We start from the raw sequence: 13,463 nt of genomic DNA, 5'->3' as shown, positions 1-13,463 counted from the left end.
GGCTTATGCGTTTTTGAGCGTTTTGATTTTGTGCGATGCAAACGCTGAAGACGTTAGATGAAGGTTAGCGACACTAGGTGAACGTGCACCACCATATTAACAAGAACTGGTCTAAAAGAAGTAAAAGGCCAAGCTTAATCACTAGCTTAGTTCTATAACTTTAAAACGCTCCACTTAGGTGGGGCGTTTTTGTTTTTGAGCTTTTGCTTTTGTGCATGACCTTAACACAGCCTAAGAAAGCTCAGCGATGGCCGTTGCACGGCGTTTATCTAATTCAGTACGAATGGCAGCGCCTTTGATACCCTCGGCAATAATAGATTGTACATCTACCTTTAGAGCCGCTTGATAAGCGCTGAGGAATATTTCCTTTTGAGGATAGTCACTCTGTTCGAATCCCGTTCTACCAAGGCTGTCAGCCTGACAGCAAAGTAAGATAGACTCTAGACGTTCTGGTTTACGCCAGACATCGAACTTATTGAGAATTTTAAGTTTGGTCGCTGGTTTTAACTCTTCGGCTCGGTGGATATTGGAGTGTTGTTCACAAACCATGAGCGCGAGTTCTTTGTATTCATTTGGGATTCTCACCCGTTCACAAAGCTTCTTAATTAAAGCTAATCCAGTATGACAGTGCATCTTGTGGCTCGGCCACTCTTCTTTTGGGGTGACGCCTTTGCCCAAATCGTGGACTTGTGAAGCAAACCTCACGCTGGTCGAGTCACTGAGTATGGCGGCTTGCTTGGCAACCAAAATGGTGTGTTTGCCAGTGTCGATCTCTGGATGCCATTTTTCAGGTTGAGGTACGCCGAACAGGGCGTCGATTTCTGGTAACACAACTTTCAATGCTCCACAGTCGCGCAGCACTTGCAAAAAGCACTGAGGATTTCGTGTTGAAAGGGATTTGTGCCACTCTTGCCAAACGCGCTCAGGAGTTAGGTGTTCCAGTTCTCCAGAGGCGACTATTTCCCTCATAAGGGACATGGTTTCGTCTGCGACTTCAAAGCCTAGATGCGCCAGTTTAGCCGTAAATCGAGCAACCCTAAGAACTCTCAGGGGGTCTTCAACAAACGCTTCGGAGACGTGCCTAAGAACTCGATTTTCTAAGTCCTGTTGCCCACCGTATGGGTCGATTAGCTCTCCGCCAGAGGTCTGAGCTATCGCGTTGATAGTGAGATCACGTCGACATAGGTCATCTTCGATGGTGACATCAGGATCGAAGTAACAATCAAATCCAGTGTATCCACTGCCAGATTTTCGTTCTGTTCTAGCAAGGGCGTGCTCTTCTTTGGTTTTAGGATGGAGAAATACCGGGAAATCTTTGCCCACTGCGGTAAAACCTGCATCTAACATTTGCTGTGGTGTACTGCCAACTACCACCCAATCCCGGTCGTAGACCTCGATATTGAGCAACATGTCTCGAACCGCACCGCCAACCAAAAATACTTGCACTTGAAACCTCGAAAACTTCTATGATCTCTGTATGATGCGTCATGCCCATACGTCTAAAGAGAGCGTCAACCTCTAAGACGAATAATACGTTTGTTAGTCCAATTTTGATAGAGACTTGAGCATGTACAAGGATTTTTTTGGCTTTAAGGAAATACCATTTTCTATTGTGCCAAACTCGCGAACCTTATTTTTAAGCCAAAGGCATAAAGAAGCTATCACGCACCTTACCGCTGGTCTAGGTGATGGTGGTGGCTTTGCTATGTTGACGGGTGAAGTGGGGACGGGGAAAACAACGGTCGCTAGAGTCATGCTTTCTTCCCTTGATAAGCAAACCCAGGCGGGGTTTATACTCAATCCAACTTTCTCTGAAATAGAGCTTCTGCAGGCAATTTGCGATGAGTTTGGCATTGCATACAAAGGCAAATGGACGCTTAAGAAGCTTAGCGAAGCGATCTATCAGCATCTACTGGACAATCACTCCAATGGTATGCAAACCCTGTTGGTTATTGATGAAGCGCAGCACCTCTCTTTTGAAGTTCTTGAACAGTTGCGCCTGTTAACTAACTTAGAAACCGAAAGTCGAAAATTGTTAAAAGTACTTTTGGTGGGACAACCAGAGTTACAGGTGAAGCTGTCTATGCCTCATCTACGACAGTTGGCGCAAAGAATTACGGGGCGATACCACCTTTTGCCACTCAACACTGAAGAAACACAGGGTTACATTCGCTTTCGTTTAGAACAAGTGAGTGGAAACACTAGCTTGTTTTCCAATAAATCGATGAAGTTTATTGCTAAGTCGACACAAGGTATTCCTCGTTTGGTTAACTTAGTCTGCGATGGTGCGCTTAAGCAGGCTTACTTACAAAGAGAAGTTGCGCCGTCTCATCAAACTGTTGTTGAAGCGGCCAATTCGGTGATGGCACTGCAAAGCAGTTATTCACTGTCAAAAGCGCCTAAAGCACAAAGTGCTAAATGGGTATCAGCTTTGTGTCTGACTTTGGGGCTGTTTGGGGCTTTTTTTGTTCACCAGACGTTACCTAATTATACGTTCTCTTATCTTCAAACTTATGTTGATAAACAGTACCCACTGGCACCGGATGAAGTCTCGGAAGTGGAGCAATTACCTCAAGAGTTACTTGATGCAATTGCAAAGGGGTATGACCGCTCTGCAGCGGTAAAAGAGCTGTATAAAGTTTGGGGCTACAATGCAAACTTGCAGGAGAGTCTTTGTGAAGAGAGTAGTTCGACGCTATTTGCGTGTCAGTCGTCAGTGGGGTCTATACAAGAACTTATCGAACTCGATCTCCCTGTTGTATTGACCTTCTATCAAGGGAACGACATTGGCTATGGCGTACTGTTCAAGGCTGATGGGGAACAAGTAGAACTACTGATCGCCGGAGAGCGCTGGCAGGTAGAGAGAGCTAAGCTCAAGCAATTGTGGAGCGGTGAGTATACACTGGTTTGGCAATCTCAGTGGCGCGCCACACTCAGACCAGGAATGAAAGGTAAGAGTATTCGAGAGTTTGACCGTCGCCTGTCTCAATTACTTCAGGAAGAGCAAGAAAAAGACGATGTATTCGGAGATGGAGTCAAAGGAAAGGTTGAGCGTTTTCAACACTGGCAAAGCCTGACAGTGGATGGTATTGCCGGCAAGCAGACGCTAAACAAGTTAGAGCAGTTAACCCAACAAGGCGCACCTAGCCTTTCTCAACGCGAGGATATCTAATGTCTAAAGTGATGGAAGCACTAGCGCAATCTGAGCAGGGCTATCAACAAAGTAATTTATCCGAGCAGGTGGGATTTGTTAATGCGAGCGCCAAACACTCTAATCGTATCGATTGGATAAAAAATGGTTTGCTCATCCTTACACCTATGGCCATTGCAGCACTGTGGAGCAGCTATCAAAGCTATCAAGATTTGGTAATAGCTAGAGTCAATCATCAGCCGGATGTTCAAAGAGTATCAATCGAGGTTGGTGGAGAAAAATTGACTTACCCCTCTTTGAATACAGAAGGGCCAACACCACTGAGGCAGACGCTGGAAGTACAGGTGCCAAGTAATCCTTCATTATCGGTAGTGAAAGAGCCGGTAACGCCTCTTGAGCCACAAACTGCAACACAAGAACCATTTAGTGAGCTTGATTTGAGCCAGCTTTCTCCGGAATTGGCGCGCAAGGTTGAATCTGCATTGGCATCTGTAGAGTCTGAAGAAAAACGACAAGCGGAAACGATAAATTTGCAAAGTCATGCTCATCAATATTACGGCAAGCTTCCAAAAATGAACTTCCAAACTCATGTGTACGCCAGTGAAAGTCGTAAGCGTTGGATTAAGGTTAACGGTATTGAGTATAGAGAAGGGGATTGGATCGATGGTGCTGTTGAAGTTGTGTCGATTGAGCCTCAAAGCACACTAGTGAAATACGGCAACGATATAATTTCAATTCCAGCGCTGTATGAATGGCAAGGATAAAAAACAAGGCCACCGTAGAGGTGGCCTTGTTGTTAAAGTCTATATGGTATTATGCCCAACCCGATGGGGAGCGTCGTTTTCTTGGAATGATGTGAGGCAGTATCAATCCAAGCAACAAGCCACCACCAGCAATACCACCACCATACGCTAGGTATTTAAGCAGTAGGTCATCTTTTTGCGTATCTAGCTTGGCGCGAAGCTTGCGTACTTCCTCTTGAGAAGCCGTCAATTGTTGGCTGATGTCGCTGTAGTTTTGCTCTAACTCAGCAATTTGACGGTTGCGAGTATCCAGTGAATCAACCAGTCCTGCCTTCTCACTGTCCGCGTTGGAACGAGCGTTAGCAAGCTTACTCTTCACGTCAGATAGCTCTTTTTCAAGCTTTGGAAGGCGAATTGCCATGCTTTCGTTACGAGTAACAAAACGACTTTCTACCCAACCTTTGCGGCCTTTACTATCAGAAATCTGGCTATAGCCAGAGTCGCGGTTTACATCAAGCAGCTTAACAGGCTCGCCTGCATTAACACTGCCAATAATACGGAACTGATTACTTGGTCCTGAGTGCATGTAAGTAAACAGTTGGTCTGCGATGTAGCGGTTTTGAGCAAATGCAGCCGGAGCGGCCAAAAGAGAAATCAAAACCATGCAAAACAGTTTTTTCACGGTAAGTCCTTTAACAATCCTATAGTCGATTCGATTGGCTTTAGAAACAAATATTAATCTAAAGCCTTAGGTAAAAGTTATCTGACTTGACTAGACAACTCGTCCTAATAATTATGCGTTGAGCAAATAGTAAGAAGTTTCCAGTAGATACGCAACAAAGAAGGGAGGCTAAGCCTCCCTTTCTGTGGATTCGAGTCAATTAATGACAGTGTGTTTACATTGCTTTGACTTCAATCACGGGTAGAAAGCGGTGAGTTCCACCTATCTATCCTCTGCTTTCTCTAGGCAAACATACCTTGAATAGCATAGAAGAATACAACTGCCAGCAGAGCACCCGCTGGTAGGGTAACAATCCACGAAGCAACGATGTTTCGCACAACGCCAAGGTTTAAAGCGGCAATACCACGTGCAAAACCAACTCCTAGAACCGCACCAACCAATGTTTGTGTGGTTGAAATAGGTAGACCAGTACCAGAGGCTAAAACAACCGTAGAAGCAGTAGCAAGCTGAGCTGCAAAGCCGCGACTTGGTGTTAACTCAGTAATACCAGTACCAACCGTAGCCATAACTTTGTGACCAAGAGTTGCTAGACCGACAACGATACCAATACCACCTAGAGGCAGAATCCACCAAGCGATAGAGCTCTTAGTGGTAATTTCACCCATATGCTCAACCGTTGAGACTACCGCTGATAGAGGGCCAATCGCGTTGGCAACATCGTTAGAACCATGCGCAAATGCCATGGCACATGCAGTGATAACCATAAGAACGCTGAAAATACTCTCAACGCCGGTAAAACCGTGGTCGTCTTCTTTTGCAGCAAATTTCTTTTGAATGTATACGTAGCCACCAATCATCACGGCACTTGAGACTATAGCGGCCCACATCCAAGCTTCGCCATTGGTCAGGTGTAAGCCAACGTGCTTAAGGCCCTTTTTAATCGTCACCAATGCAATCACCATAGTAGTGATAAACATATACATTGGTACAAAGCGCTTAGCATTGATGAGTGGTTTTTCGGTATCGAAAATCAGGCGTTGCGCACTGATAAATATTACGTAGGCAAAGAAACCAGAGATAACAGGTGTGATGATCCAGCTACCGACAATACCTTGCACACTCTTCCAGTCTACGGCTTCTGTACCCACAGAAACACAAGCAAAACCGATGATTGCACCGATGATGGAGTGCGTGGTAGAGACCGGCCACCCCATGTAAGAGGCGAGCAGTAACCACGTACCAGCAGCAAGCAGTGCTGAAAGCATACCGTAGACCAATACATCAGGTTGGTCCGCAAATAGTGAGGTTTCAATTACCCCTTTGCGGATAGTATCGGTGACTTCACCGCCGGCGAGATAAGCACCAGCAAATTCGAAAATCATCGCAATGATGATGGCTTGTTTCACGGTTAGCGCTTTAGAGCCGACTGAAGTGCCCATCGCATTAGCAACGTCGTTCGCACCAATACCAATAGCCATCATAAAGCCAAAAGCGGCCGCAATTAGAATCAGGACAGTGCCATAGTTTGCAAGGATATCCATCGTAATACCTAGTTATTTTAAGCAGAGCTACAATTCAGGCACGAAAAATCCCCATTGGCATATTGCTTAGATTGCCTAAACGGGGGAGTGAGAATTGTGCTTCGCTATTGAGTGAACTTCTTATGAGCGGGACAGCATCAGTTCCAATCTCGCGCCAACGCGCTGAGCTTGGTCTGCAATACCGCCAACCCATTCTAAAATCTTGTACAGGAACATAACATCGATCGGGCTGAAATCTTGTTCAATCGCCATTAGTTGTTGGCGAAGCTCGATTTGCATTGAATCGGTGTCATCTTCAATTTCATCTAATTGATGGATCATTTCAGCGACCAGAGTAACCTCTCGTCCCTTAAATCCTGTTTCTAATAATTCATCAAGTTCGTTGATCACCTTCTGAGCTTGGTTTGCTGCATCAAGACAACGCTTCACATAAGCGATGAAGTTATCCTGCAGTGGCTCGGGGATCACGAGTTGGCGACCGTAAACGCGGCCTGAGATGTCTTTGGCAAGGTTTGCGAGTTTATCTTGTTGAGTCAGTAGCTCAAGCATGTCGCTACGATCAACAGGCATAAACAAGCCCCTCGGGAGTTTGAGGCGGATTTCGCGCTTTAGCACATCGGCTTCTTTCTCAAGGTGAGAAATTTGTGCACGAATCTCTGATGCTTTTTCCCAGTCACCCTTTGAACTTACCTCAAAGAAGTTCACTAGGTGGGAGCAACATTCGTTGACACACACGACGTGGCGCTGCAAAGGCTTAATAGGGGACTTTGCAAATAACCCCATGATTGTATTTACTGGCATGGTTATTCAACCTTTTAATATAACCCAAAAAGAACAGATCCCAATTCGATGGTGAAATGTTGAACGATGGCTATAAAGGCGCGCATGTTAACCCATTAACCATCGCATGAAAACTGTTTTAGATCATCATTGAGTCGATATTTCTCTCTTGCCGAGTGAGAAATTTGGCAATATCCTGTTTCTATCTGCTTTAAAAGGTAAAACTATGGAAACCGAGATAGAACTGAAGTTTTTTGTTTCTCCGGATTTTTCTGATGTATTGCGCAGTAAGATCTCAGAAACCAAAATTCTTCAGCACAGTTGTCGCGAGTTAGGAAATACGTATTTTGATACGCCCGACAACTGGCTACGCCAGCACGATATAGGCCTAAGGATTCGACGTTTTGATGATGTGTTCATCCAAACAGTCAAAACCGCAGGTCGAGTCGTTGCCGGACTTCACCAGAGGCCGGAGTACAACGCTGAACACACTTGTAACACGCCTGACCTTAGCCTCCACCCTATCGATATCTGGCCAAACGGCAAAGAAACGCTTCACCTTCAATCTGAACTTATCCCGCTTTTCTCTACTAACTTCACTCGTGAGCAGTGGTTGATTGGTATGCCTGATGGCAGCCAAGTGGAAGTGGCATTCGATCTAGGTGAAGTTGTTGCTGGAGATAAGAGCGAACCGATCAGTGAAGTTGAGCTGGAACTTAAATCGGGCCAAACGGATGCACTGTTTACTTTAGCTCGCAGCTTGTGTGAAGAAGGCGGAATGCGTCTTGGTAACCTTAGTAAAGCAGCAAAAGGTTATCGCCTCGCTAAAGGTCACAAGGGCGACGAAGTGAAAGGGTTAACATTGGTTGAAACAGAAAAGCGAGATACCGTTGAATACTGTTTGATCAATTCGCTAGAGCACGCCCTATCTCATTGGCACTATCACGAACAGATATACTCAGAACGCGACTCCATAGCGTCTCTTCACGAAATCAAAAACGCGATCAGTTTTACTCGACAAGTATTGACGGTATATGGCGGAATCGTTCCTCGACGAGCCAGTGCAATCTTGCGCCAAGAGTTGAAGTGGTTAGAGCAAGAACTTGAGTGGCTTAAGGAATATGACTACTTAGAGGACTTGCTGGAAGATAAGGGGCACGCACTTAGAAAGTTAGATGCCCGCAAGTTTTTGATGAAGGAGTTAACTCAGCAACAAGAGAAACTACCTCAAAGAGAGCAGATGCTTGAACTCATCTACTCGGCGCGTTACACCGGACTGTTGTTGGATCTAAGCCGTTGGATTTTGTCTCGTGGGTGGCAGCCTTTCTTAGATGACAAAGCGCGCGCTAAAATGTCACTTAGCATAGAACGCTTTTCGGTTAAGCAGCTTGATAGAACTTGGGCCGAGTTGATGGAAGCTTTTCCACCAGAGCGAGTGTTAAACAGCCAAGAGTATATAGATCAGCAATATCGCTTGATGAGAAACCTCTACACCGGTTTGAGCTTTGCCAGTTTGTATGACAGTGAAGAAAGAAATAGCTTTCGTCTTCCCTGGGCGGACTTGATGCAGGGCATTGATGACTTGCTGACTTTAAAACCTTTAGCAGGACTGATAGACAAGTTAGAAGGTGAAGAAAGAGAGCAGTTGGAGCGCTGGTTAAGTCGTCAAGAGAGCTCAATTTTACACGCCATGGAGCAAACGCGGAGTATGAGTGTAGAAGCTCAGCCCTATTGGCAGGAATAAATTTGTTGCAAAGGAGAGCGCCGCTCTCCTTTTTTCTTTCAGGTGGTTTGCATCTCTTTTGGGTTCATCCTGATGTCGAACATTCTGTCTGAACCATAGTTGTAGATGACACCTGAAAACGACGTCACCTCTTTTAGTCAAGAAAAAAGCTATCACTATTTTTTGCATCAATTACATGCTAGCTGTGGCATGGATCATAACTATATGCAAATCAAGCATATTAATGCTTTAGAACTATCAATAGCTGCCGATAAGAACTAATAGAAATTTACCGAACATAGTGCAAACAATAAGCCTGAGATCACAAATAACACCAAGAATGTTGGGATTAATGACAATGTTCTAAGGCTTTGCCGCTCTATTTGGTATTATTTGTTTTCATACGAAGCCCGAAATAAATATTAAATCGCTCGTACAAGAAGCGAAATAGAAGTGACATTGTGGATTAGAACCAATATATAGACTTTAGTGGAGAACTGACAATGACGACAATGGCGTTTAAGCCGTGGGAACGCGCAATAACGGATATCCGTCTCGTTCCTAAGATGGTGTTGCTGATGGTGTTCAGTACGATACTGATTATTGCTAAACAGTTGTGGGATGCTAGCACTTTCTATGACTCGCTTCTGGCGGTAACTCAGAATGCAGAAATAGCCCAACAACATTACGAAAAGTATTTAATCGAAATAGCATGGCAAACCACGGCAATGATTGTCGGTTTTGTCGCCTTGTTATTGTTTACCGCTCGAATCATGTTAAGGCAGACTCAATACTTGAGTGATGCGATTAAACGCATGGCGGCAAGAGATCTATCGGTTTCAATCCAACTCGATTGCAAAGACGAGTACGGCGACTTAGCCCGAGAACTTGAGAAAACTCGAGTTCAGTTGCAAGACGTCATTAAAACTCAGGTAGTCTCTTCACAAGAGTTGGCGGGGCTAACGGAAGTGATGACACTGAGTATGTCGGAAACTAAGGAGTCCGCTCAAGAAGAGTTTAACGAAATCGATCAGCTAGCAACGGCGATGAGTGAGATGACCTCTACCGTTCAAACCGTTGCAGATCATGCGCAAAATGCTTCTTCGTTGACTGAAAACGCTTCTAGCCAAGCGGCAACAGGGCAAAGCTTTGTACAAGGAACCGTAGCTAAGATTAGTGAGTTATCCAATGACATTTCCGCCTCTGCAGCAGCAGTTAACCAAGTGGAAGAGAGTGTGGACTCTATTGGCAGTGTGGTTGGGACTATCCAAGGCATTTCAGAGCAAACCAATCTACTTGCACTGAATGCGGCGATTGAGGCAGCTCGTGCAGGTGAAGCTGGTCGCGGATTTGCGGTTGTTGCTGATGAGGTTCGCAACCTAGCGCAGCGCACTCAACAAGCGACAGTAGAAATCCAAGAGATGATTACCCTTCTTCAAACCAATGCAAACTCTGCCGTTGAGTTGATGGAGAAGAGTGTTGTGGAAGCCGCTGAAGGTGTTGACCTTGTCACAAGTGCGGGCAGTGAATTAGATGGTATTGTGACTCAAGTTAATCAAATCAATGACATGAACTTCCAAATTGCTACTGCTGCTGGTCAACAAAGCAGTGTCGCTGAAGAAATGAACCAAAACTTAACCAATGTTCGCGAACTTGTAGAAGCCTCGGTGACAGTAGTTACTGAGTTGCTAGAAACGTCTGAAATTATGCAGAGCAACGCAGAAGAATTGGATAAGAAAATTTCATCATTTGATGTATAACCTTGTGTAATCACGTCAGTTAATTCTTCCCCTAAGCGCTCACTATCGAATAGTGGGCGTTTTTATTTGCCTCTTCTCTGGTATAAATAAAGTACCGAGACACAAAATGTGTTTTCCCAAAATCAGATAGTTAAATTATCGACCGATAAACCGCTACTTTTCTCCTTAACGGAGAGATAGAGAAGCCTCATATCATTAAGGACAACCTATGCAGCTTCCTCAGAATCTCATAAAGATCTCCCAATATGCATTAGAACGAATTGATGCTCCAAATGTTATTGCCCAGTGGCCGCAGCAGCGTCAGGAAGAGCTCACTTACGTTTGTGGTCTAAGCCGATTTGTGGCGGATGCGCTAGAACGAGATAAAACATTGCTTGAGCGTTTACCGGTAATGTTAGAAGTCGCTAAGCCCAGTGAAAACTATCGAAGTGAACTAGAGTCTGAACTGGCAAAGTGCAGTGATGAAATGGCCGGTATGAGAGTGCTTAGACAGTTTCGCAACCGAGAGATGGTCAACATAGCTTGGCGAGACTTTACGTCAGCATGGGAACTGACCGAGAGTTTATCGCATCTATCTGAACTTGCTGAGGCGATGATATTTGAAACCTATCAATGGCAGTACAGGATGTGCTGTGAACAGTGGGGAACACCATGCAACCAAGATGGTGAAGCACAGCCAATGTTGATCATTGGTATGGGCAAACTTGGGGGAGGTGAGCTCAACTTCTCATCGGATATCGACCTTATCTTTACTTATCCAGAAAACGGCGAGACTCAAGGCGCACGCCGCACTATTTCCAATGCTCAGTTTTTCACTCGGTTAGGTCAAAAAATCATAAAAGCGCTTGATCAGCAAACGTTTGATGGCTTTTGTTATCGCGTTGATATGCGTCTTAGACCCTTTGGTGAGAGTGGCCCTCTAGTGATGAGTTACGCCGCTTTAGAAGATTACTATCAAGAGCAAGGGCGAGATTGGGAACGCTACGCTATGGTTAAGGCCCGAGTGATGGGCAGAGAAATGTATCCTCAATACCAAGAACTGCGAAAAATGTTACGCCCATTCGTTTTTCGTCGCTACATTGATTTCAGTGCAATTCATGCCCTTCGACGTATGAAGTCGATGATCAGTAGTGAAGTGCGCAGACGTGGCCTGACCAACAACATCAAGTTAGGGGCTGGTGGCATACGCGAAATCGAGTTTATTGCTCAAGTTTTTCAACTTATACGCGGTGGTCGAGAGCCATCACTGAGACAACGCGGGTTGTTGGAAACGCTGGATGCGATCGAAAGCTTAGAGTTATTAGAGTCCGAGGAGACTGAACACTTACGACAGGCCTACCTATTTCTTCGCCGCCTAGAGAACTTGCTTCAAGCGCTTGCAGACAAACAGACGCAAACTTTGCCTGATAGTGAAGAAGAGCAAACACAGCTGAGCCTTGCCATGGGATACACCCAATGGGAGCAACTTATCGTTGATACTCAAAAACACATGCAGAATGTACACGCTGTATTTGAAGATCTTATCGGCGACGATAGCGAAGAAGAGTCTAAGGACGTTGAACGACATTTTCATGAGCTTTGGGATATGGCAGATAGAGAAGACGTCATCGATCACGTATTGAAAGACGATCTCTCAGCAGAGAATCCAGAAGCTATGGCTTCTACGATTAAGCAATTTAAAGTGGATATGGCGAAAAAGACCATTGGCCCTCGTGGCAGAGAAGTACTTAACCGCCTTATGCCTAAACTTTTTTCGGCAATCTATGCGCACCCAGAGGCGGAATTTGGGCTATCGCGTGTTTTGCACCTAGTCCAAAAAATAGCGTCGAGAACGACTTATCTAGAGCTTTTAGATGAACACGAAGCTGCGTTGGTTCAAGTAGTCAGGTTGTGTACTGCCAGTCCGATGATCTCAGAGCAATTGGGACGTTATCCGATCCTTCTTGATGAGATGCTAGATCCTCAGCAACTCTATAACCCCGTTCCTCTCGACAGTTATCGTTACGAGCTAAGAGACTATTTAGCTCGGATCCCAGAAGACGATATGGAACAGCAGATGGAAGCGCTTCGCCAGTTTAAGCAGATCTGCATTTTGAGAATTGCTGCTGCTGACATTGCTGGTGTGCTTCCCGTAATGAAAGTGAGTGACCACTTAACTTATCTTTCTGAGGCCATCGTGGATGCCGTTGTAAACCAAGCTTGGCTACAGATGAAAGAAAAGTACGGAGAGCCGACCCATCTTTCCGATCGCGATGGTCGAGGCTTTGCTGTTATCGGTTACGGTAAAGTCGGCGGCTGGGAGCTAGGCTATAACTCCGATTTAGACATTGTATTTATGCATGACTGTCCGACGAATGTGTATACAGATGGCAAAAAAGAGATCGACGGGCGTCAGTTTTATTTGAGGTTAGCGCAACGCATTATTCATATCTTTTCAACGCGAACGGCGTCTGGGATCTTGTATGAAGTCGACACGCGTCTGAGACCTTCAGGAGCCTCTGGTTTACTAGTCAGTCCCGCGGATGCATTTGATGAATATCAGCACAAAGAAGCATGGACTTGGGAGCATCAGGCATTAGTACGTGCTCGTATGATTTTTGGAGATACACCGTTACAGCGAGCTTTTGAGTCGACGCGAAACGATATTCTTTCTCTTAAACGCGATAGCGAGCAACTAAAAGAAGACGTTGTGAATATGCGCATAAAAATGCGAGATCATCTCGGTGGCAAAAAAGCGGGGCGTTTTATGATCAAACAGGACCCCGGTGGGATCACCGATATTGAGTTCCTCGCTCAATATTTGGTGCTCAATTACAGCCACCAGCACCCTAAGCTGACTCGGTGGTGTGATAACGTGCGAATTTTTGAATCCTTGATAGCCCAAGGAGTGATGGAAGAGAGTGAAGCGATGGCGATTTCAATGGCTTACACCAAAATGAGAGACCAAATACATAGGCGCAATTTACTTAACCTTGATGCCGATGTAGCAGAAAGCAAGATGACACAAGAAAGAGAAGTCGTGCAACAAGTTTGGAACCACTGGTTTAAGTAAGAGTCAGAGGTTTAGAGGCGCGATTGCCTAT

Annotated in this window: 9 protein-coding genes; 5 read left to right on the top strand and 4 right to left on the bottom strand. The window is 45.2% G+C overall.

The genetic code is table 11. From position 1 onward, the window contains the following. Positions 1 to 231 precede the first annotated feature (231 nt). Complete coding sequence (locus BLO31_RS22815; protein ID WP_070972422.1) at positions 232 to 1,446, bottom strand: multifunctional CCA addition/repair protein; 1,215 nt, start codon at positions 1,444 to 1,446, stop codon at positions 232 to 234. A 121-nt stretch (positions 1,447 to 1,567) separates the two neighbouring features. On the opposite strand from BLO31_RS22815, the gene BLO31_RS22810 reads away from it, so the two are divergent. Both BLO31_RS22810 and BLO31_RS22805 read left to right on the top strand, forming a co-directional pair. Further along, complete coding sequence (locus BLO31_RS22810; protein ID WP_070972419.1) at positions 1,568 to 3,172, top strand: ExeA family protein; 1,605 nt, start codon at positions 1,568 to 1,570, stop codon at positions 3,170 to 3,172. Continuing rightward, positions 3,172 to 3,915 carry a general secretion pathway protein GspB gene (locus BLO31_RS22805; RefSeq protein ID WP_070972416.1) on the top strand — a complete coding sequence of 248 codons (744 nt, stop codon included), beginning with the start codon at positions 3,172 to 3,174 and terminating at the stop codon, positions 3,913 to 3,915. The genes BLO31_RS22810 and BLO31_RS22805 overlap by 1 nt, the downstream gene beginning before the upstream one ends. Before the next feature lie 49 nt (positions 3,916 to 3,964). Here BLO31_RS22805 and BLO31_RS22800 read toward each other — a convergent pair whose 3' ends face one another. The 3 genes from BLO31_RS22800 to BLO31_RS22790 form a co-directional block, all read right to left on the bottom strand. Continuing rightward, positions 3,965 to 4,576 (bottom strand): TIGR04211 family SH3 domain-containing protein, encoded by a 612-nt coding sequence (locus tag BLO31_RS22800; protein ID WP_070972413.1) that lies wholly within the window; start codon positions 4,574 to 4,576, stop codon positions 3,965 to 3,967. A 281-nt stretch (positions 4,577 to 4,857) separates the two neighbouring features. Next, positions 4,858 to 6,117 carry an inorganic phosphate transporter gene (locus BLO31_RS22795; protein ID WP_070972410.1) on the bottom strand — a complete coding sequence of 420 codons (1,260 nt, stop codon included), beginning with the start codon at positions 6,115 to 6,117 and terminating at the stop codon, positions 4,858 to 4,860. A gap of 120 nt (positions 6,118 to 6,237) precedes the next feature. Next, positions 6,238 to 6,918, bottom strand: coding sequence for a TIGR00153 family protein (locus BLO31_RS22790; RefSeq protein ID WP_070972407.1), 681 nt, complete (start codon positions 6,916 to 6,918; stop codon positions 6,238 to 6,240). A 205-nt stretch (positions 6,919 to 7,123) separates the two neighbouring features. Between BLO31_RS22790 and BLO31_RS22785 the strand changes: the two genes are divergently transcribed. The 3 genes from BLO31_RS22785 (at position 7,124) to glnE (ending at position 13,432) form a co-directional block, all read left to right on the top strand. Continuing rightward, positions 7,124 to 8,641, top strand: a complete 1,518-nt coding sequence (locus tag BLO31_RS22785; RefSeq protein WP_070972404.1) for a CYTH and CHAD domain-containing protein — start codon at positions 7,124 to 7,126, stop codon at positions 8,639 to 8,641. Positions 8,642 to 9,123: 482 nt separating this feature from the next. Then, positions 9,124 to 10,380: a methyl-accepting chemotaxis protein gene (locus BLO31_RS22780; protein WP_070972401.1), complete on the top strand. Its 1,257-nt coding sequence runs from the start codon at positions 9,124 to 9,126 to the stop codon at positions 10,378 to 10,380. A gap of 208 nt (positions 10,381 to 10,588) precedes the next feature. Then, positions 10,589 to 13,432: a bifunctional [glutamate--ammonia ligase]-adenylyl-L-tyrosine phosphorylase/[glutamate--ammonia-ligase] adenylyltransferase gene (glnE, locus tag BLO31_RS22775; RefSeq protein WP_070972398.1), complete on the top strand. Its 2,844-nt coding sequence runs from the start codon at positions 10,589 to 10,591 to the stop codon at positions 13,430 to 13,432. Positions 13,433 to 13,463 lie beyond the last annotated feature (31 nt).

Origin of the sequence: Vibrio sonorensis (assembly GCF_001854765.1) — a bacterium.
Lineage (GTDB): Bacteria > Pseudomonadota > Gammaproteobacteria > Enterobacterales > Vibrionaceae > Vibrio > Vibrio sonorensis.
This window is presented reverse-complemented; position numbering and strand designations above follow the sequence as displayed.